Consider the following 19,929-nt stretch of genomic DNA (forward strand, 5'->3'; position numbering starts at 1 on the left):
GGCGCGCAGCGGCCAGGATCGAGGGGTTCGAAGGGCAACCAGGGATGGCGACAGGCTGCGCGCCGCCCGCTACTTCGCCCACAGCAGAGAGAGGCCGAGCTCGATGGCGTCGAAGGGCTCGATCCGGACCCGCGCCGCGTCCCGGTGGGTCGCGACGGGAGCCAGTCCGCGCGCGGGCACGAGCGAGAAGACCTCGAGGGTCCGCTGGATCGGATCGACCAGCCACGCGTGGAGCACGCCCTCGCGCGCGTAGACGGGCATCTTCTCGGTGCGGTCAACCTCCTCGGTGGACGGGCTCAGGACCTCGCAGATCCAATCCGGGGCGAGCGGGAAGAAGGCCGTCTCTGGTAGCTCGGGCATGCGCTCCACGCGCCAGCCAGCGAGATCGGGCACGAGGGCCTCCACGTCCCCCGGGGACGCCGGATCCGGGAAGTGGAGCTCGGGCTCGTCCAGGATGTGCCCCCGATGAGCTCCGCCACCTTGTTTGGCGGGACGGCCGCGAGATCGGCATACGTCGCGCGGCGGAGCTTCTCGGCGGGCTGGCCCATGACAGGAGCGTGCCCGGGGGCCCGAGCGGAGGCAAGGCGGCGGCGAGAGAGGCAGGAGACGCGGTCGGCCCGAAAAGGGGAACGGCGCCCGCCGCGCGCCGCCCCCTCCCCGCTACGGCTTCGGGATCCGCAGCGTCCCGCTGACCATCGCGCTGCCGCTCACGACGTAGACCAGGCTGAGCGGGTGGAACGCCCACGGACCGAGCGCGATGGATCCGAGCCAGAGCTGCTCGTGCACGCGATCCATGGCGAAGAGCACCCCGAAGAGCAGCACGATGAGCAGGCTCGTGGGGATCGGCGTGCCCTCGTAATAACGCACCTTCCCGCGCTCGTCCGACAGCTCGGCCGCCGTCACGTTGTACCGCGCCAGCCGGCTGATCCCGCACGCGACGAAGTAGACGAGCGCTGCGGCGTCCCACGGCCCGCGCAGGCCGAGCGCGTAGCCGAGCACCGCCGGCGCCACGCCGAACGAGACCACGTCGGCGAGCGAGTCGAGATCGGCCCCGAGCGGCGAGTGCTTGCGACGCCAGCGCGCGATCGTGCCGTCGAGGACGTCGCACGCGAGCGCGAGGGGCAGGAGCCCGAAGGCCACCCAGATGTAGATGCGCTCGCGCTCGGCCACGTAGTTCAGGCAGAGCAGGATGCTGAGCGTCCCGCTCGCCGCGTTCGCCAGCGTGACGAAATCGGCCAGCGCGAACGACCGGAGCATCGAGAAATGGGGCGGTCTTTCGGGAGACATGGCGCTCGGGGTGCGGAGTGTTGCACGTCCGGTTGGATTGCCCACCAATCCGCGCGGCGCGCCAGCGTACCCGAGCCGCCCTTCGGCCGCAGCGCTCCTCGAACGACCGCGCCGGCGGCGGCCCTCCCCGGCGGCGGCGCTGTCTAGTCAGGTGCCACGGGCTTGTCCACTCCGCGGCTATCCGCGCACAAAACTTAGGACCCGGCTCCGCCCTGCCTAGCATCCAGCAACGGATGCCCGGACTGTCTCTTGTCGCCGACACCACCCGATGCTCACCGGAGCCCGAGCGCACGTCGCTGCACGAGCTGCTCGACTTCGTCCTGGAGGGGGCGCGCAACACGCCCCCTCCGCTCGATGAAGCGGCGCTGCCGCTACGCGCCGAGACCGAGGCGCTGCCGCTCCTCTGCGACCTCGCCGAGGCCGCCGCGGAGCTCGCCGCCGGACGCCGCGCGCGCGCCGTCGTGCGCCTGTGCCTCGAGCCCGACCCCTGGGAGCTCGGGCTGGAGCGCGTCGGCCGCGATCTCCTCGTCACCGTCTTCCACGGCGGCGACGTGCCCGAGATCGCCCTGCACGAGCGGCGCTTCGAGGGCGACGCCCTCTGCGCGCGCCTGCTCGCGGCCATGGACCGGCTCGCCCCGCCGAGGAGCGCGGCCCTGCGCCGCGACGCCGCCCTCGCCGACAACGACGCGGAGCTCGGCGGGCTCGGCGAGCTCCGGCTCCCCGCAGCGCGCAGGGCCCTCACCGCCGCCCTCCCGTTCTCGTCCGACGATCCGGGCGGAGAGCCCGCGATCGTCGGCGTCGAGCCGACCGGCGAGATCCCGATCGTGATCGCGGCCGAGGCGCTCCTGCGCACGTCGCAGGGCGCGGCCGCCGCGCAGCCGGCCGTGCTCCGCGCCGACCTGTTCTCGCTCCTCTTCCGGGGCAAGCTCCGCGTGCTCGTGGGCGAGGAGGCGCGCGAGCTGCCCGACGTCTTCATCTTCCCGTTCGCCGAGCAGCTCGCGTCGCTCTCGCTCGAGTCGCTCGACGCGTGGGCACGGCGGCAGCCGTACCACCGGCGGCTCACCGTCGGCGGCGCCATCCTCGGCGTGCGGCTGCACAGCGAGGGCGCGCTGTCGCTCACGCTCGGCGTGCCCCGCGCCGGCCGCCCCGGGTCCGCCGACCCCCGCGCGCTCGGCCCGGGCCGCGGCTCGGCCTTCTCGGCCGCCGAGGACCGGGCGCAGACCTGGACCTTCCCGGCCGTCGACGTCGCGGCGCTCGCCCAAGGCGTCGTCGCGTTCGGGCGGGCGCTCGCGCGCAGCCTCGTGCGCCGCGACCGCGGGCAGGCATCGAACCTGCGCCTGTTCGAGTTCCGGGCGCGCGTCCGCGAGCTCGCGGAGCGGCTCCGCGAGCTGACGCGCAACGACGCGAAGATCAACGTCGCCCCGGAGACCTACCGCGCCTTCGCGGCGGCGGCGCGCCCGCAGGCCGCGGCCGAGGACACCTTCGGGCGGACCCGGCTGCGCTTCACCGCGCGGTGGATCGCGGCGATCCCATCGCTCGACCTGCGCGCCACCTTCCTGTGCGGCGACGTGCTCGTGGTGGGCTCGACGCGCGAGCTCACCTGCATCGACCGGCGCACCGGCGAGTGCCTGTGGCGCAAGCCGGCGCCGCGCGCGGTCTCGGTGATGACGCCGGTCGGCCTCGGCCGGCTGCTGCCCGACGGCACGCTTCAGCTCCACGAGCTCGCGTCCGGCGAGGTCGCCTGGTCGACGCGGCTCTCGCCGCGCGTCGGCGCGAACGCCTCGGGCGCGGTGGTGAGCGCCCCCGGGCTGCCCCGGATGCTCATCGTGAGCGAGGGGACGCGCCACCTCGCCGCGGTGGACCTCTACTCCGGCGAGGTGCGCTGGCGCTACGCCGCGCGCCGCGGCGAGAACTTCCGGCTGCGCCGCGCGGGCAAGCTCGTCGTGGTCGGCAGCGGCGAGCCGGCGCTCGCGGCGCTCGACGTGCTGAGCGGCGAGGTCGTCTGGCGCTTCTGCGACCGGCTCCCGTTCGCGTCGCCGGTCGCGGTCGATCACGACGCGCTCTTCGCCGTCGCCGGCGACGGCGCCTTCGTCGGCCGCGGCGGGGCGCGGCTGCACCACCTCGACCCGTGGTCCGGCGAGGCGCGGTGGACGGTCGATCTGCCGAAGCACGTCGCGCCGGTCGGCGCCCCGCTGCTCGGGCCCGAGACGGTGTGCGTGGTGACCCACGGGCGGCGCGGCACGGGGCTCGTGGGGCTCGACCGCCGCACCGGGGCGACGCGCTTCGACCTGACCGCGTGCGCGGCGACCGCCTCGTGCCTGATGGTCGACGACGTGGTCGTGGTGAACAGCGAGGCGGGCGAGATCGTCGGGGTCGGCGCGCACGACGGCGCGGTCCGGTACCGGCACGTCATCGCGGGCGGCGTCGAGGGCGACAGGCCGCGGCGCCTCGAGCCGGTGCTCCGCTCGGGCGCGCTGTTCGTGCCGCAGAACGAGGTGCACGTGGTCCGGCCGCGCGACGGCGCGCTGCTCGGCAAGGTGCCGACCGATCTGATCCCGGATCTCCTGCGCGTCGACGAGCGGTGCGACGTCTACGTCGCCGAGGAGAGCGGCCACCTCGCCGCCTTCGCCGCGGCCCCGCGGCTCAGCCTCGTCCAGTAGCGGCGGCCCGCGCCGCCGCGGCGGCGCGGGCCGCGCGCGCGGACGTCCGCGCGCGCGTCAGCGCGGCCGCCGGGACGGCTTCCAGATGAGCTCGAGCGTCACGTCGGTCACGCCGTCCTTGATCAGCCCGATCCGCTCGGCGGCGCGGCGCGACAGATCGATGATCCTGCCGCGCTTGAACGGGCCGCGGTCGTTGATCCGCACGCGCACGCGGCGGCCGTCGCGGCGGATGACGTCGACGAGCGCGCCGAACGGGAGCGTCCGGTGCGCGGCCGTGAGCGCGCGGGGGTTGTAGCGCTCGCCGCTCGCGGTGGCGCGGCCGTTGAACTTGTCGGCGTAATAGGTGGCGCGCCCGCGCTGGATCGCGACCCCCTTCTTCGCGTCGCGCGCGCTCGCGGGCGCGACCGGCGTGGAGATGCGGCCGTCGTCCTCGTCCGGCTCGTCGTCGCGGCCCCGCGGGGGCACCGGCGCGGTGCTCGGCGCGACGGTGCGCGCGATCGGCTCGGCGCTCGTCCGCGGCGCGACCGGCTGGTGGGCGGCGCAGGCGGGGGTGCAGAACAGGAACAGGAAGGCGAGCGCCCTCCCCGCGGCGCGGCGCCCCTGCGGCGTCATCACGTCGCCTCGGGCGCGGCGCGGTCGGCCGACGAGGGGTCGAGGTCGGCCGCGGGCGGGGCGACCGCGGCGACGAGGGCGAGGGCGGCGGGCTCGCTCCCCTCCCCGTTCGCGGACAGGGCCGCCTGGGCGCTGGCCTTGGATCGCACGAACCTGGCCAGCTCGCGGAACGGCACGCCGGTCGGGCAGATCCGCTCCTTCTCCGCGAGCACCGCTTCCGGCACGTGCGCGAGCGCGAGGGCCGCGGCGTCGAAGTCCGGCATGCTCCGCGAGGACGCGAGCACCACGGTCATGAGGCCGGGGTACGCCCCGCCGGACGCGGCGATGCGCTCGGCCTCCCCGAGGTCGCAGCGCCCGCACGCGATGCAGCGGGAGAAGCCGGGCAGGGCCGCGCGCTCCGCGGGCGAGAGGGGCGGCAGGCGATCGGCGTCGTAGTTCTCGTGGAAGAGCGCAAGGCCGCTCGGGCCGTCGAAGAGACGGCGCACCGCGACCTTGAGGAACGACCACGCGAGGACCGCGAGGGCGAGGGCGCGACCGGAAAGCACGATCCGTCCATAGCCCGAAACTTGGCCGCGCGCAGAGCCGATGTGCGCGGCCCCGCCGGAGCGACGCCGCGCCAGGGCGCGTGGTTGGATCTTTTCACCCGGGTAGCGGGGTCACCTCCCGGCGGCGCGACCCACCTCCTCCCGCCGTGCGGCGCGCGCTCGCGGAGCGTCGCCGGAGCGACCGGGCCCATCCCGAGCACGCGGCCTCCCGGGGAGAGCTGGGGTGACGTGCCGCGCCCGACCTCAGGACGGCGATCACGTCGTGCCCGGCGAAGACACGATCGAACACCGAGCCGGCGCCGAGCAACACGCGTCGACGCGCTCTCCAGGACTCACGATCGCGCTTCCGTCGATGCCGCGCCCGCCGGCGCCTCGACGGACACGACACCTCTGCTCGCCGGCAGCACGCGCCGGCGTCCCCCGGGGGAAGCAACCATGCTCTCAAGGTCGATGTCAGATTGACTATCTGGGCGACCCCGAGCACCGGAGCTGAGCGCTACCGCGACGAGAAGAAGCACAAGCTGGCGAAGTTCTACGCGTTCGAGGCGCGCACGCGCATCTCGAAGGAGGAGGTCGAGAAGTACCTCTTCATGGCGCAGGCGCTGAAGGACGTGGCGCTCGGCCGCGGCCTCTCCGTGGAGCGCTACCTGTGACCGCCGCCGGCCCGCGAGGCCCCCTCCCGGAAAGGCGGCGCGGCGGTCAGCGCTCCGCGCCCTGCGCCGGTGCTCGGAGCGCAGTGAACCCTCGTTAACAGCGCTCAAGGTACGGTCACAGGCCCACGGCGGCACACCGCCGCCGAGCCGCCGTTCTCTCCCGCGCTGGCGGCGCTGGCACGCTGGGTGCACTCGTGCCCGGCATGTCCAACGACGTGCTTCTCTGCGGCAAGGAACGATCGGAAGACCTCGGCGATGTCGCCGAAGGGGCGCTGGTGAAGGAGATGATCGCGGGGAACGAGCGCGCCTGGCGCGCCTTCCACGCCCGGTACGATCGGCTCGTCCACCGGTGTATCGCCGGCGTGATCGCCCGCTTCTCCGCCGTGGTGGCGCAGGACGACATCCGCGACATCCACGCGACGCTGCTCATGCAGCTCCTCTCGAACGACATGCGCAAGCTGAGGACCTTCGACGAAGGCCGCGGCGCGCGGCTGAGCTCCTGGATCGGCACGCTCGCCGTCCACTGCGCCTACGACCACCTGCGCGGGGCGCGGCGCGCGCCGCGCTGCGCCCCGCTCGACGACGCGGCGGTCGAGCTCCCGTGCGAGCGCCCGTCGCCCCAGGACCACGCCGAGCGCCGCGAGCGCGCCGCGCTCGTGGGGCAGGTGCTCCACGACTTCTCCGACAAGGACCGCGAGTTCGTCGCGCTCTACTTCGGCGAGGGCCTGCCCCCGGAGCAGATCGCGGAGCGGATGCGGATCAGCGTGAAGACCGTCTACACGAAGCGGCACAAGATCCAGAGCCGCCTCGAGGCGATGCTGTCGGACGCGCGCCTCGCGGCGTGAGGCGCCCCGCATCGAAGGGCCCGAAGAGGGCTCGGCGCCCGTCGGCCCTGTGGTATGAGCCGGAGAGGATGGCCCGCTCGCCTCGCACCTCCTCCGCCCTCCCGGCCGCGGTCGTCGTGACCGCCGCCCCGCTGCTCGCCGCGTGCGGCGGCGGCAACGGGGACGCCCCCTGGATCCCCCTCGCCGACGAGCGCGGCGGCGGCGCGCGCATCGCGGAGCTCGTGGGCGAGGCCGGGTGGCTCGACCCGGACGACGAGGACAGCGAGCGCTGCGCCGTGCCGCCCGATCGCCGCGCCCACGTCACGGGCGCCACCCTCGTCGCCATCGACCGCTTCGACGAGACCGGCGAGGGCGCGCATGGCAACCACTACGTGCAGGACCTCGCCGACGAGCCGGCCGCCTACTCGGGCATCACCGTCTTCCAGCCCGCGTTCAGCCCGCCCGACCTGCGGCTCGTCCCCGGCGACGTGGTCGACCTGAGCGGCATGCTCACCGAGTTCCTCGGCCCCTCGTCCGGCCGGTTCGGCGACTGCCGCACCCTGCCCGAGATCGGCGGCACCATGAGCTTCCGCTTCGAGGACCGCCCCGCGAGGCCGATCCGCGTGCCGATCGACGACCTGAAGCGCTACGCGTCCGCCCGCAGGTACATCGGCATGCTCGTGCGGGTCGAGGGCATCAAGATCGCCGGCGACCCCAGGAGCAGCGGCGGCCGCTACACCGCGTCGATCAACGTCGGCGCCGGCGTGCCCGCCGCCGACGTCCCGAGCCTGTCGAACGAGCTCTACGACCTCGAGGCCCAGGGGCCGCCCCTCGCGGCCGGCGCCTCGTTCCGCTCCGTCACCGGCGTGCTCACCTACTTCTACGGCTTCAAGATCGCCCCGCGATGCCCGGCTGACTTCCAGCCCGACGACGCGCCGCTCCCGGTCGACGACGCATGCGCTCCCTGAGGCCCGCGCTCCCGCTGCCGCTCGTCCTGCTCGCGGCCTGCGCCGGCGCAACGCGCGGCGCCCCGCCGTCGCCGGGAAACGCCCTCGTCTCGACGCCCGACGGCAGCGTCGGGCGCATCGAGGTGCGCCACCTCGACGCCCGGCCGCGGCTCACGCTCGTCTCGCGCGACGGCGACCCCGCGCCCGCGCTCGTCGCCTCGGTCGCGACCGATCTCGGCTCCGTCGCCACGACGGCGCTCGCCACCGTGGTCGAGGCGCGGCTGCTCGCCGCCGGCTTCGACGTCGACGCGCGCATCGACCGCAGCGCGTTCCGCGTGCGCCTGCTCGTCAAGGACGCGTCGCGCGTCGCGCCGTTCCTGCGCGCGCTCTCGGCGGCGTTCGCGCAGCCCATCGTCGCCGGCAGCCCGGAGGTCGCCCGCGCGATCGAGCGGGTGCAGGCGCTCCGCGCGAGCCCGCTCGACGCGCCGGAGCTCTCGCCGATCGCGGCGTGCACCGGCCGGCTGGGCCTCGCGGGCGCCGAGCCCGTGGTCGACCTGGCGACACCAGCGGGCGTGCGCGAGCTCGAGGGGTGGCGGACCGCGGCGCTGCACGCCGGGCGCACCTCGATCGCCGCGGTCGGCCCCGCCGCGTTCTGCGCGGACGCCGCGCGCGCGGCCGAGGACGCGGGCGGCTGGCCCGCGGGCGGCCCGCCCGCGGACGCGTGGCCGGCGGCGGACACGATCGGCGTGTACGCGACGAACCAGCTCGATCGGCGCGCCGCGCGCGTCACGATCGCCGCGCGCGTCGCGAGCCCGCAGGCGGCGGTCGCCGCGGCCGAGCGGCTCGGCGCGCCGGGGTCGCCGCTGCGCGCGCGGCTCTCGGCGCTCCCCTCCCCGTTCCGCACCGTCGAGGTGCTCGGGATCGCCCGCCCGCGCGGCGGCTGCGTGAGCGTGACCATCGAGGCGTCCGACCTGCCCGCGGCCCCGCCCGTCGAGACCTCGGCGGCGCTCGCGGCCGCGGTGGCGCGGCAGGAGATCCGCCGCGACCTCGCGGCGCCGTCGGGCCCCGCGGTCGTCACGCGGCAGATCCTCACCGCGCAGGACCCGCGCGAGGCCGGCGCGCGCGCCTCCTGGTGGGCGCTCTCGGGGAGCGCCCCGGGCGCGCCGCCGGAGCGGTGGGCGACCGCGCTCGGCGTCCCCCCGAGCGCCGAGCCGCCGCGGCCCGCAGGGGCTGGCGAGGCCGGCGCGCGGACCTTCGAAACCGAGCTCGCGCGCGCGCTCGCGGCGGGCGCGCAGCCCGCGCTGGAGCGGCGCGCCCTCGTCGAGCGCGGGCAGGGCGAGGTCTGGGTGCTGCTCGCGAGCCCGTGCGGCGTCGCGGAGGAGGGGCTCTACGACGCAGGCGCGACCGCGCTCGCCGCGCTCGCGGCCGTGCAGACGCGGCGGCGTGAGCTCGACGTGACGATCGAGCCCTGGGTCACGGCGGACGCCGTCGGGGTGATCGCGCACGCGCCGTTCCGCGACGATCGCGAGACGCCGGCCGAGCTCGGGCGCCGCGTGGCGAGCGCCGCCGCGCGCACGGTCGCGGCGACGACCTTCGGCCCCGACGCGCTCACGCAGGCGCGCGCCGCGGCGCTCCAGCACCTGGAGCGCCTCTCCGGCGGGCGGGCCGCGGCGCTCGAGGCCTTCGCCTCCGCGATCGCGCCGGACCACCCGTCCTGGATCGAGCCGTTCGGCGTCTGGGACCGGGTGGCGAGCGGCGCGCTCGAGACGGTGCAGCTCCGCTGGCAGGCGCTCGCGACCGGCCCGCTCCGGCTCGCCGTCCTCGCCAACGCCGACGCCGCGCAGGCGGCCGCCGCCGCGGAGGCGGCCGAGCGCTGGCTCGCGCCGCGGCTCGCGCCGCGCACGTGCGGCTCACCGGACGGCGCGGTCGTGCCCCGGCCCGGTCACCACGACGCGCGCCTGCCGGCGGGGACGGCCCTCTCGCAGGCCGTCGTCGGCGCGCGGCTCCCGGCCGCGCGCGAGGCCACGGCGCGCGAGCTCGCCGAGCTCACGGTCGCCGCCCTCAATGGCGCCGACGGCCTGCTCGCGGCGGCGCTCGCCGCGCCGACCCCTCCAGCGGCCGCCCCAGCCGCTCCGGCAGCGACCGCGGCTCCGGCGGACGCCGCGACCTCGAGGCGGCAGCTCGCGGCGCGCGCGAGCGCCCGCCTCCTCGGCGGCACGCGCGCGGCGGCGCTCGCGGTGGAGGTCCGGGCGCCGAGCGCCGATCTCGGCGACGCCTCGACCCGCGTGAAGGAGCTCCTCGCCGGCCTCGCGCAGCGGGTCACCGACGCCGACCTCGGCCGCGCCGAGGCCCTCGTCGCCCGGCGCGAGCGCGACGCGCTCGCGGAGCCCCGGCGCCGGCTCATCAACCTCTTCAACGGCCGCGCCTCGCGCACGCCTCCCGCGAAGGCCACGCTCGCCGCGTGGCGCGCCTTCCTTTCGGGCGCGCTCGGCGCGGACGCGATCGTGACCGTGGAAGCACGGCCCGACTGATCACTCCCCGCCGTCGAAGTCGCCGGCGTCCTCGAGCCCGGCCGTCCGCTCGGCGCCCGTCGCCTCGAGGCCCTCGTCCTCCGCGTCGCCGCCCGCGCCCTCGTCCTCGTCCTCGTCGAGCGCGACCTCGTCCTCGTCCTCGTCCTCCTCGGGCTGGGTCAGCACGGGGAGCCGGCGCTTGCCGACCGGACCCTCGTCGACGTAGTCGCGGAGCGCCATCATGTCCTTCAGCGCCTCGAGCTTCGCGAGCGCCTTGACCTCGACCTGGCGGATGCGCTCCCGGGTCAGGTTCATGATCGCGCCCACGTCCTCCAGCGTCGTGCCGCCGCGGTCGGCGACGTCGAGCGCGCACGTCTCGTTCATGTCCCAGACCTCGAGATCGGGGAAGTTCAGCTTGATCGCGCCGGTCCTGGCCGACACGTCGAGATAGAGGTGGTGCTGGCACGAGACGTACGGGCACGGCCTCGGGCCGTCGACGCACTCGGCGCGCATGCGCGGCTTGTAATAGTCGGTCTCCGGATAGAGCATCCGGCCGATCTCCAGCTCGCGCTTGGTCATGCGCTTGACGCTGATCGTCCGCGCCCGGATCTCGCGCTTGCGCCGGGACCGACGCTGCTCGCGCGTGATGGGGTTCCCGGGCGCCGCGGGGTCGACCTGGAGCGCGAGCGCCCCCTCCACGACTGGCTCGTTCGAGCCGGCCGGGTCGCACTCACCGCCCACCGCATCCGCACCGTCCAGGCCGAAGATCTCGAGCTCGCTCTCAGACACCGTCGCCATGCGCTGCCTCCGTTTGGTAGCGTCTCCGCTCTCAAGCGCGCGCGTTTCCCTCAACGTCCCGAGTCCCAGCTCGAGCGCGAAGGTCACCGCTCTCTGCCCGACGTAACGCCGGATGCCGTCCCTGAAAAATTACGACGAAACGAGCCGACGCCCGTCCCGTCGATCGCACCAGTCCCCAGGAGGGGCCGCGCTTGCGGCCCCGATCACATCAACGAAGACGAAGGTCCTGCGACTCGGCCCCTCACGACGAGGCCGCCTGTTTCGTGAGCCGCGCTTGCGCCATCAAGCGCTCTTCTATCAACGACAGCTTCGCGACGAGCTCCCGCGCGAGCGTCTCTGCGCTCGCGAGGTCCTGGGCGATCGCCCTCCCGCTCGTCTCGCTCCGCCTCTCCTTCGCGGCATCCCTGAGCGCACTGAAGACCTTGGTCATCGTGCGCTCGAGCTCCTCGATATCACCTCTCACGAACAGGAATTCACGCTGGATCTCTTCGATGGTGTAGTCCTGGGCCATCATCTCTTTGATGCGCTGAACCTGGCGGACTACCGTGGCCGGATACATCCCCTGCGAACCCTGATGCTTGCCCTTGCGCCCGACCCGCACGCTTCGCGGGAGCAGGCCGAGCTGCACGTACTTCCGGAGCGTCGCCTCGCTGAACTTGATTCCATGCGTTGCGAACAGCTCGAGGATATCGCTCGAGGTGATCCCCTGGGCGTGCTCGCGCTCAATGCGGTCCAGCACGTCCTCGGGGATCCTCTGCACCGGTCCTCCCATCGATTGCCGGAGGCCCTACCCAACCGACGCGGGCGACTCTATTCCACTGAATGGAATACAGTCAATTGACGCGACTACGATTATTGTGTGGCTGTCGCGGGACGCGGTGCTTTCCTGGGGTTCTTGACACGCCTCGGACATTTTTCGTCCGTCGTGGTCGCGGCTCGATCCGCTCCGCACGTCGCGAAGTCGGGGTCCAGGCGGGAAAAACGGGGCGCCGGGGGCAATGGGTGGGAGCGGCGGGGCGCCCGGCGCGCGGGGGAGCTCGTGAAGCGACATCGCCCTTACCCTGACACACATCGGCCAATTCAGACAAAAGGGCTGATAGTCTCGTCGCCACCATGGCCAAGGCCCTCGCCAGCGAGGGTCGGGGAGCGGCCCCGCCCGCCGCGCCCCGACCGGTCGAACGCGTCATCAGGGACGTCACCGCCCGGGGGGTCAGGATGCGCGTCCTGGTCGCCGGGGCCGGCAACGGCCCGGCGCTCCTGCTGATCCACAGCTTCCTCGTCAGCCACCTGGAGTTCGACGACGTGATCGACGCGCTGGCGCAGCGCTTCCACGTCATCGCCCCGGACCTCCCGGGGTTCGGGGAGAGCGAGAAGCCGAGCCCGGCGCGGTACGCCTACGGCATCGAGACGTTCGCCGAGGCGGTGGCCGACCTCATCGCGGCCTTCGGCGTCGGCCGGGCGCACATCGTCGGCCACGCGATGGGCGCGGCCGTCGCGCTCACGCTGGCGGCCGAGCACCCGGAGCTCGTCCAGCGGCTCGTCCTGGAGGACGCGCTCTGTTACCCGTTCCCGAAGAGCTTCAGGATGAAGCTCCCGCTCCTGCCCATCGTGGGCGGCATCTTCTTCAAGCAGCTCCACGGCCGCGGGACGTTCCGGTCGTTCTTCCGCGACGAGATCTTCCGGGCGGACGCGGCGGTGCCGATGTCGCGCGTCGACCGGCACTACGACCTCTTCAACGCCCCCTCGGCGCGCGAGAGCGCCCACGCCGTGATGCGCGCGGTGCTCGACGCGCGCCCCGTCGTCGCGCGCCTCACCCGGGTCACGGCGCCGACGCTCGTCGTGTGGGGGCGCGACGACCGCATCTTCCCGGCGGCGAGCGCGCAGCGGCTGGCCCGCGAGATCTCGGGCGCGATGCTCGAGATCATGGACGCGGGGCACTCGCCCCACGAGGAGCGGCCGGAGGAGTTCGTCGCGCTCGTGACGCAGTTCCTCGAAGGGAAGCGGTGATGGATCGCTCTGCCCGGCTCGCGCCCGCGCGCGGGGCGGCGCAGGCAGGCCGGCGCGCGGCGCGGGCGCTCCTCGGCGACGACGCGGCGACGCGCCTGCTCGCGGACCGGTCGGCGCTGCTCGGCCTCGCGATCGTCGCGCTGCTCGCGCTGTTCGCCGTCGCGGGGCCGGCGGTCGTCGGCCACGACCCGAACGCGAGCGACTTCAGCCTGTCCCGCGACGCCTTCGGCGCGCCGCCCGGGCCGTCGGCCGCCCACTGGCTCGGGACGGACCCGCTGTTCCGCGACCTCCTCGCGCGCCTCGCGCACGGCGCGCGGCTCTCGCTCGGCATCGCGCTCGCGTCCACGGTGGTCGCCACGGGGCTAGGCGCCCTCGTCGGCGTCGCCGCCGGCATGGCCAGCGGCACGCGGGCGGGCGCCCTCGACGGCGCGCTCATGCGGCTCGTCGACGTGATCCTGGCCCTGCCCTACCTCCTGTTCGTGACCGCGATCGGCGTCGCCGTGGGCAGGGCCGACGCGGGGACGATCCTGCTCGTGCTCGGCCTCACGGGGTGGACCGGCGCGGCGCGGGTCGTCCGGGCGAAGACGCTGGAGCTCGCGCAGCGCGACTTCGTGGCCTCCGCGCGCGCGCTCGGCGCCGGGCCGCTGCACGTCGTCCGCCGGCACGTCCTGCCCAACGTCGGCGGGACGCTGCTCGCGCTCGCGACGATCAGCGCCGGGCAGATGATCCTCGCGGAGGCGGCCCTGAGCTACCTCGGCGCCGGCGTGCAGCCGCCGACCGCGACCTGGGGCCGGATGCTGCACGAGGCGGAGCCGTACCTCGGGGTGAAGCCGCTCCTCGTCGCGGCGCCGGGGTTCGCCATCCTGCTCGCCGTGCTCGGCTTCCACCGCGCGAGCGAGGGGCTCCGCGACGCGCTCGATCCGGCCGGCGCCGAGCTGCCGCGCGGGCGGCGCCTGCCGGTCGACCTGCTCCTCGCGGGCGGGGCGCTGCTCCTGCTCTCGATCGGCTCGCCGAGCCGCGTGCGCCCGCCCCTCGGCAGCGAGGCGCCGCCGGGCGCGCCCGAGGCGCCCGTGCGCGGCGGGACGCTGCGCCTCGCGACCACCGTCAACGTCCGCACGCTCGATCCGGCGATCGCCTACGACGAGCTCTCGACCGCTGTCGCGGAGCTCGTCTTCTCCCGCCTGGTCACGTGGGACCGCGACGGGCAGCTCACGCCCGATCTCGCGCGCGCGATCGCGGTCGAGCGGGGCGGGCAGACGTACGTGTTCACGCTGCGCGAGGGAGTGCGGTTCCACGACGGCGCGGAGCTCCGCGCCGCGGACGTGAAGCGCTCGATCGAGCGGACGCTCCACCCGAGGACGCCGAGCCCGGGCGCGAGCGAGTACGAGATGATCGAGGGGTTCGCCGCGTACCGGAGCGGCGAGGCGCCGCACCTCGCCGGCGTGCGGGTGCTCGGCGACCACGCCGTCGCCATCGATCTGCGCGCGCCCGACGCGACGTTCCTGCCGCGCATGACGCTCGCGTTCATGGCGCCGGTGTGCCCCTCGTCCGGCGCCGTGGTCGACGCGGCGAGCCCTCCCCCGCCCTGCGGCGCCGGCCCGTTCCGCCTGGAGCGGTGGGACCAGGACGGCAGCATCGGGCTGGCCCGGCACGAGGGATACTTCCGCCCGGGCCTGCCGTACCTCGACGGGATCGCGTGGCAGACCGGGGTGCGCGCGACGACGCAGCGCTACAGGTTCGAGGAGGGAGAGCTCGACTACCTGCGCGATCTGACGGCGATCGACGCGGCGACCTACCGCGCCGACCCCGCGTGGGCGGGGCGCATGCGCTGGGTGACCCGGCACAGGACCAACGCGGTCTTCCTCAACACCGAGCTCGCGCCGTTCGACCGGCTCGCCGTCCGGCGCGCGGTCTCCTTCGCGCTCGACCCCTCCGTGCTCGAGAAGGTGCGCCCCGATCTCGTCGCCCTCGACCGGGTGCTGCCGCCGTCGATCCCGGGCCCCGCGCGCGACGAGCCGATGCGCCGGCACGACCTCTCGCGCGCCCTCGCGCAGATGGCCTCGGCCGGCTACCCGTACGACCCGGCGACCGGGAAGGGCGGTTATCCGGAGGCGATCGACTACATCGCGGTCCCCGACACCCTGGAGCAGGCGCTCGGCGAGATCTTCCAGCAGCAGCTCGCGCGGGTGGGCCTCCGCGTCCGCCTGCGCCTCGTCAGCTGGGCGACCTACCTCGCCGAGGTCTCGCGCCGCCGCGCCGTCCCCATGGGCTGGGTGGGTTGGCAGGCCGATTTCCCCGATCCGGCGAGCATCTTCGAGCCGACGCTCTCGTCGCGCGCCATCCGCGACGAGGGCTCGCAGAACTACGCCTTCTTCAGCAGCGAGGCGCTCGATCGCGCGCTCGACGCCGCCCACGCGGAGCAGGACCGCGCGCGGCGCCTCGCGCTCTACGATCAGGCCGAGCGCATCGTCCGCGATCTCGCGCCCTGGGTGCCCACGCACACGGCGCGCCTGATCGAGCTCTGGCACCCGTACCTGCGCGGCTACGAGCGCTCGGCCGTGATCCCGTCGCGCTTCCACGAGGTCTGGCTCGACCCGGCGGCGCGACCCGCGCCGCGCGCCGGGGCGCGCGCGGACAGGTCGCTCGCTGACAGGTCGCGGCCCGGCGGGCCGCCAGGGGCGCTGCTCGCGCGCGCCGCCCTCCCGCGATGAGCGCCCCGCGACCGCGCCCCACCGCCGCGCCCCGCGCGGGCCGCGCCTCCGCGATGGGCGCCGCGCTCGCGCACCTGCTCCGGCGCCTCGCGTGGGCGGCGATCCTGATCGCCGGCGTCACCGCCGTCTCGTTCGGGATCGCGTACCTCCTGCCCGGGGACCCGGCGCGGATGCTCGTCGGCCCGCAGGCCTCGGCCGCGGATCTCGAGCGCGTCCGGGCGATCTACGCGCTGGATCGCCCGGTTCCCGTGCAGTTCGCGCGGTTCGTCCGCCGGCTCGTGCACCTCGGTCCCGCGGGGGGCGGCGACGGCGACGGCCAGCGCCCGCGCGCGGATCCCGAGCACCGGAGCTGCGCGGCCGGGCCGCTCGGCGTGCACGTCGATCTCGGCTACAGCTTCCACTACCGCAAGCCGGTCGTGGATCTGCTGGAGGCGAAGGCGCCGCGCTCGGTGGAGCTCGCGCTGGCCGCCCTGCTGGTGCAGCTCCTGCTCGGCCTCGCGCTCGGGATCGTCGCGGCGGCCCGCCGCGGGACGATCTGGGAGGACGCCGCGCTCGGCGCCGCCCTGGTCGGCGCCAGCGCCCCGACCTTCGTGATCGGACCCGCGCTGCAGTACGTGCTCGCCCACGAGCTCCGGGTCCTGCCGTACGACGGGTACGGCGTCACGGCGGCCGATCACCTGCGCTCCCTCGTGCTGCCGGCGCTGACGCTCGGCCTGTTCGGCAGCGCCCTCTACGCGCGCATCGTCCGCGAGGAGCTCAGGACGCTGCTGCGCCAGGACTTCATCCGGACCGCGCGGGCCAAGGGCGCATCTCGCCTGCGCGCGCTCGTCGTCCACGCGCTGCGCAACGCGCTCTTGCCGCTCGCCACGCTCGCCGCGCTCGACTTCGGCGCGCTGGCGGGCGGCGCGATCGTGACGGAGAAGCTCTTCCGGTGGCCCGGCGTCGGGAGCATGGCCGTCGAGGCGCTGCAGAACCGGGACGGCCCGCTCATCGTCGGCACGGTGCTCTTCGCCTCGGCCGCCATCGTGCTCGCCACCCTGGCGCTCGACCTCGCGGCGCTGGCCCTCGATCCCCGGCTCCGATCGCGGCCGCGCTGAGCGCGGCGGGCGCGTTCAGGCCTGTCGCGACCGGCGATCCGCGCGCTCAGGGCATGCCGGCGAGCGCGCGGCACTCGGCGCCGAGCGGGGAGTCCGCCGAGGAGAGCTCGGCGCATTTGCGGAACGACGCCCGCCCGCCGCGGCCGGCGGCCTGCTCCGCGGCGCCGCGGAGGTGCCACGCCGTGGCGCTCCCCGGGGAGGCGGCCGTGAGCTGCTGGGCGAGCTGCACCGCCTTGCCGGTCTGCCCGGACTCCAGCGCGCGCATCACGCGGGCCGAGAGGGGCCCGCCCTCCTCGTCCGGCGCGGCGGGCGCCGGCGCCGTCGGCGCCGATCGCGGCGCCTCCCGGGGCGCAGGCGAGACCTGCCCCGTCGTCGCCGGAGCGGCCGTCTGCGCCGTCGGCGCGGCGGGGCTCGTCGCCGCCGGCCCGGGCTGTGCGCTCGCCGCGGGGTCGTTCGGCTGGCTGGCCGGGGGATCGGCCGTGCCTGCGGTGGAGAGCCCGGGCGCGACGGCGGTCGGATCCCCTTCCGGCTCCGGCGCAGCGGGAGACGTCGGGGTCGCCGCGGTCGGGCTCTGGTCTTCGCCCTGGAGCGACGGGTCGACCGGCGCCGATGGCGCGGGGCGCCGATCCTGGCTCATCAACCACATGCCGGCGACCCCGATCGCGGCCGCGGTGATCAGGCCGGCGACGATCCGCGCGGCGCGCGCCCGGCGCGCCTCCTGGCGCGGCGCCCAGAGGGTGGCCTCGACCGCGCCGGCGGTCGTGTCGGCGTCCTCGGCGGTCGACGACGGCGCGCGCGGCACCAGCCTCTCCGGCGGGTCCTGCCCGGCGCGGAGGAAGAAGCGCTCGCTCTCGCTGAGCGGCTCGCCCTCGCTCGGGGGCGCGTCGTCCGGCGCCGCCACGACGCTCGCCGGCGGCGCCTCTCCGGGCGGCGCCTCTCCGGGCGGCGCCTCTCCGGGCGGCGCGTCGTCCGGCGCCGCCGCGGCGGCCTCGGGCGAGCGCGCCTCCATGGCCATCGCTTCGCCAGCAGACGGCGCCTGCGCGGGCTGCGCGTCGCGCGGGATGACCACGGCCGGCGGCGCGTCGCTCGGCGGGCGGGGCCGCAGTGTGGGGCTCGCCGACGCCGTCGCGGCGCGCTCCTCCCCGGCGGCCGGCGCCGCCGCTGCCTCGGGCGACGGGGCGACGGCCGGGCGGGGCGGCAGCCCTGCGGGCGGAAGCGGCGGCAGCCCTGCGGGCGGAAGCGGCGGCAGCCCCGCGAGCGGAAGCGACGGCGGCGCGGGTGCCCGGAACGACGCGGGCGCCCGGGAGGACGCGGGCGGCTCGGGGGGCCAGGACCGGAAGCGCTTCTCGAAAGGGCTCGAGGCCGGGGGCCTGTCGCTCGGGGTGCGCTGCTTCTGCGCGAAGCTGCGCGGCGTCACCAGCGGCCGCGTGAGCGGGGCCTCATCGCTGCTGGCGAGCGTGGTATCCTTGTCGATTTCCACCGTCGCCCCCACGCGCCCCCAGACGGCCTCGACGGCCGCCGCGGCGCTCCGCGGCGGTTCCGACGGCGCCCGGCCGCCCTCCCCGCCAGGCCGCGCCGTAGCGGCCGAAGCGGCGCCCCGCGGCGGCTCCGACGGCGCCCGGCCGCCCTCCCCGCCAGGCCGCGCCGTAGCGGCCGAAGCGGCGCCCCGCGGCGGCTCCGACGGCACACGGCCCCCCGCCGCGCCAGACCGCCCCGCGGCGGCCGAAGCGGCGCCTCGCGGCGGCTCCGACGGCACGCGGCCCCCCGCCGCGCCAGACCGCCCCGCGGCGGCCGACGCGGCGCCCCGCGGCGGCTCCGACGGCACACGGCCCCCCGCCGCGCCGGACGCAACGCTGCGCGGCGGCTCCGACGGCGCCCGGCCGCCCTCCGCGCCAGGCCGCCCCGCGGCGGCCGCGCCAGCCGAGCGGCCGACCGCGCCGTGGACCGCGCTGCGGGCCGTCACCGGGCGCCCGGACGACTCGGCGTCGGGGTCCGCCGCCTGCTGCGCGAGCATCTCCTGCCCGGACCGGGAGCGCGGGAGCAACCCGGGCGACACCCGGTTCGAGAGCGGCGCCGGCACCACGGCGGCGTCCTCGAGGTCGTCGGCGCCGGCGTTGCCCGAGGCCCCCTCGGGATGGAAGGAGCGCCGCGCGCTCGACGGCGACGAGAGCGGCGAGAACTCGTCGTGGAACGCCGCGTCCGGCTCGCTCGGCACGACGTCGTCGGGCGGCAGCGCGGCGGCCGGGACCAGCAGCCCCTCGAAATAGAGCTTCGAGATGGTCGAGAGCGTCGAGAGATCCTCGAACGGCGACGCGTCGACCACCTGCATCAGCGTCCGCTTGCCGTCGAACAGGCGCAGGATCCCGTTCAGCTCGTCGGGGATCTCGTTCAGCCGCTCCAGCAGCTCCTCGCTGTCGACCTCGAACACGGTGGAGAGCGACGGCAGCGCCTCGAGGAGCCGGCCCCACTCGTCGACCCGGCGCATGCCCTCCATCAGCAGGCCCTGGGTCGACGTCTCGATCACGTCGGGGTTGTCGACCTTGCAGAACTCGACCTCGAACGTCCCCTCGTTCCACAGGAGCGCGCGGTAGACGGCCTCCTCGCCGCAGAGCCGGCCGAGCGTCGCGTCGACGACCTTGCCCTCGCGGAAGTAGACCTGCGCCTCGTTGTCGCCGTGCGAGAGGTGCACGATCCCGCTCTTCCGGCTCACCTCGAACGTCTGCAGGAGATCGACGACGTTCATGTCGAGGATCGAGCCCGAGAACCGGGTCCGCCCGGTGGTCGAGAAGTGGCGCGTCGTGATCCCCTCGCGCGTCCGCCGCGCGAGGAGCAGCGTCACCCGCGCGATGAGCTCGCGCACGAAGATCGGCTTCGTCAGGTAGTCCTCGACGCCGAGCTCGAGCCCGCGGATCTTGTCCTCGATGGACCGCTGGCTCGTGAGGAAGACGACCGGGATCGCGGCCCAGTCGGCGTGCTCCTTCATCTTGCGGACGAGCGCGTAGCCGTCCACGTTCGGCAGGCGCGTGTCGCTGAGGACCAGGTCCGGCGTGGAGACCTCGAGCTTCGCGAGGGCGTCCGCCCCGTCCTTCGCGGTGGTCACGCTGTAACCGGCCTTCTTCAGGCTGACCTCGAGGACCCGAACGCTGCGTGGATCCGCGTCGACCAGGAGGAGCTGTTGCTTGGCCACTAGAGGTTTCCGCCCTCGCGAAGGATGGCGAGCCCGAGCGGACGCTGTCAAGCGTCCGCCCCGAGCGTCGCCGCTGCCGTCGATCGCATTG

At 75.5% G+C, this 19,929-nt stretch carries 14 protein-coding genes and 1 pseudogene; 8 read left to right on the top strand and 7 right to left on the bottom strand.

What is annotated here, in order from left to right; translation table 11 throughout:
- Positions 1–69: 69 nt before the first annotated feature.
- Both WME96_RS18655 and WME96_RS18660 read right to left on the bottom strand, forming a co-directional pair.
- Positions 70–548 (bottom strand): annotated as a pseudogene (locus WME96_RS18655) (Uma2 family endonuclease).
- Between the two features lie 112 nt (positions 549–660).
- Positions 661–1,287 (bottom strand): CDP-alcohol phosphatidyltransferase family protein, encoded by a 627-nt coding sequence (locus WME96_RS18660; protein ID WP_061617996.1) that lies wholly within the window; start codon positions 1,285–1,287, stop codon positions 661–663.
- A gap of 233 nt (positions 1,288–1,520) precedes the next feature.
- Between WME96_RS18660 and WME96_RS18665 the strand changes: the two genes are divergently transcribed.
- Positions 1,521–3,947, top strand: a complete 2,427-nt coding sequence (locus WME96_RS18665) for a PQQ-binding-like beta-propeller repeat protein (protein WP_437291462.1) — start codon at positions 1,521–1,523, stop codon at positions 3,945–3,947.
- 57 nt (positions 3,948–4,004) lie between these two features.
- On the opposite strand, the gene WME96_RS18670 is transcribed toward WME96_RS18665, so the two are convergent.
- Positions 4,005–4,559 (bottom strand): septal ring lytic transglycosylase RlpA family protein, encoded by a 555-nt coding sequence (locus tag WME96_RS18670; RefSeq protein ID WP_437291463.1) that lies wholly within the window; start codon positions 4,557–4,559, stop codon positions 4,005–4,007.
- Complete coding sequence (locus tag WME96_RS18675) at positions 4,559–5,104, bottom strand: hypothetical protein (protein ID WP_437291464.1); 546 nt, start codon at positions 5,102–5,104, stop codon at positions 4,559–4,561. Before WME96_RS18675 ends, WME96_RS18670 begins: the two co-directional genes overlap by 1 nt.
- Positions 5,105–5,562: 458 nt before the next feature.
- Between WME96_RS18675 and WME96_RS18680 the strand changes: the two genes are divergently transcribed.
- The 4 genes from WME96_RS18680 to WME96_RS18695 all read left to right on the top strand — a co-directional run bounded on the left by WME96_RS18680 (position 5,563) and on the right by WME96_RS18695 (position 10,059).
- A complete protein-coding gene (locus WME96_RS18680; RefSeq protein ID WP_437291465.1) occupies positions 5,563–5,757 on the top strand; it encodes a hypothetical protein in 195 nt (64 codons plus the stop codon).
- A 203-nt stretch (positions 5,758–5,960) separates the two neighbouring features.
- Positions 5,961–6,602 carry an RNA polymerase sigma factor gene (locus WME96_RS18685; RefSeq protein WP_061612599.1) on the top strand — a complete coding sequence of 214 codons (642 nt, stop codon included), beginning with the start codon at positions 5,961–5,963 and terminating at the stop codon, positions 6,600–6,602.
- 68 nt (positions 6,603–6,670) lie between these two features.
- On the top strand, positions 6,671–7,549 hold the full coding sequence (locus tag WME96_RS18690; protein WP_437291466.1) for a hypothetical protein: 879 nt from the start codon (positions 6,671–6,673) through the stop codon (positions 7,547–7,549).
- On the top strand, positions 7,537–10,059 hold the full coding sequence (locus WME96_RS18695) for a hypothetical protein (protein WP_437291467.1): 2,523 nt from the start codon (positions 7,537–7,539) through the stop codon (positions 10,057–10,059). Before WME96_RS18690 ends, WME96_RS18695 begins: the two co-directional genes overlap by 13 nt.
- On the opposite strand, the gene WME96_RS18700 is transcribed toward WME96_RS18695, so the two are convergent.
- Both WME96_RS18700 and WME96_RS18705 read right to left on the bottom strand, forming a co-directional pair.
- Positions 10,060–10,836, bottom strand: a complete 777-nt coding sequence (locus WME96_RS18700; protein ID WP_437291468.1) for a sigma factor-like helix-turn-helix DNA-binding protein — start codon at positions 10,834–10,836, stop codon at positions 10,060–10,062.
- A 241-nt stretch (positions 10,837–11,077) separates the two neighbouring features.
- Entirely contained in the window at positions 11,078–11,596 is a 519-nt protein-coding gene (locus tag WME96_RS18705) for a MerR family transcriptional regulator (protein WP_437291469.1), read from the bottom strand.
- 353 nt (positions 11,597–11,949) lie between these two features.
- Here WME96_RS18705 and WME96_RS18710 point away from each other — a divergent pair, with 353 nt between their 5' ends.
- Genes WME96_RS18710 through WME96_RS18720 form a run of 3 tightly spaced genes read left to right on the top strand, consistent with a single transcriptional unit; the run spans position 11,950 to position 16,651 of the window.
- Positions 11,950–12,843: an alpha/beta fold hydrolase gene (locus tag WME96_RS18710; RefSeq protein WP_061619022.1), complete on the top strand. Its 894-nt coding sequence runs from the start codon at positions 11,950–11,952 to the stop codon at positions 12,841–12,843.
- Positions 12,843–15,554: an ABC transporter substrate-binding protein gene (locus tag WME96_RS18715; protein ID WP_437291470.1), complete on the top strand. Its 2,712-nt coding sequence runs from the start codon at positions 12,843–12,845 to the stop codon at positions 15,552–15,554. The genes WME96_RS18710 and WME96_RS18715 overlap by 1 nt, the downstream gene beginning before the upstream one ends.
- Positions 15,551–16,651, top strand: a complete 1,101-nt coding sequence (locus WME96_RS18720; protein WP_437291471.1) for an ABC transporter permease — start codon at positions 15,551–15,553, stop codon at positions 16,649–16,651. The genes WME96_RS18715 and WME96_RS18720 overlap by 4 nt, the downstream gene beginning before the upstream one ends.
- Before the next feature lie 46 nt (positions 16,652–16,697).
- On the opposite strand, the gene WME96_RS18725 is transcribed toward WME96_RS18720, so the two are convergent.
- A complete protein-coding gene (locus tag WME96_RS18725) occupies positions 16,698–19,838 on the bottom strand; it encodes a response regulator (protein ID WP_437291472.1) in 3,141 nt (1,046 codons plus the stop codon).
- Positions 19,839–19,929: the final 91 nt, after the last annotated feature.

This window comes from Sorangium sp. So ce406 (genome assembly GCF_051474675.1).
Taxonomy (GTDB): domain Bacteria; phylum Myxococcota_A; class Polyangia; order Polyangiales; family Polyangiaceae; genus Sorangium; species Sorangium cellulosum_G.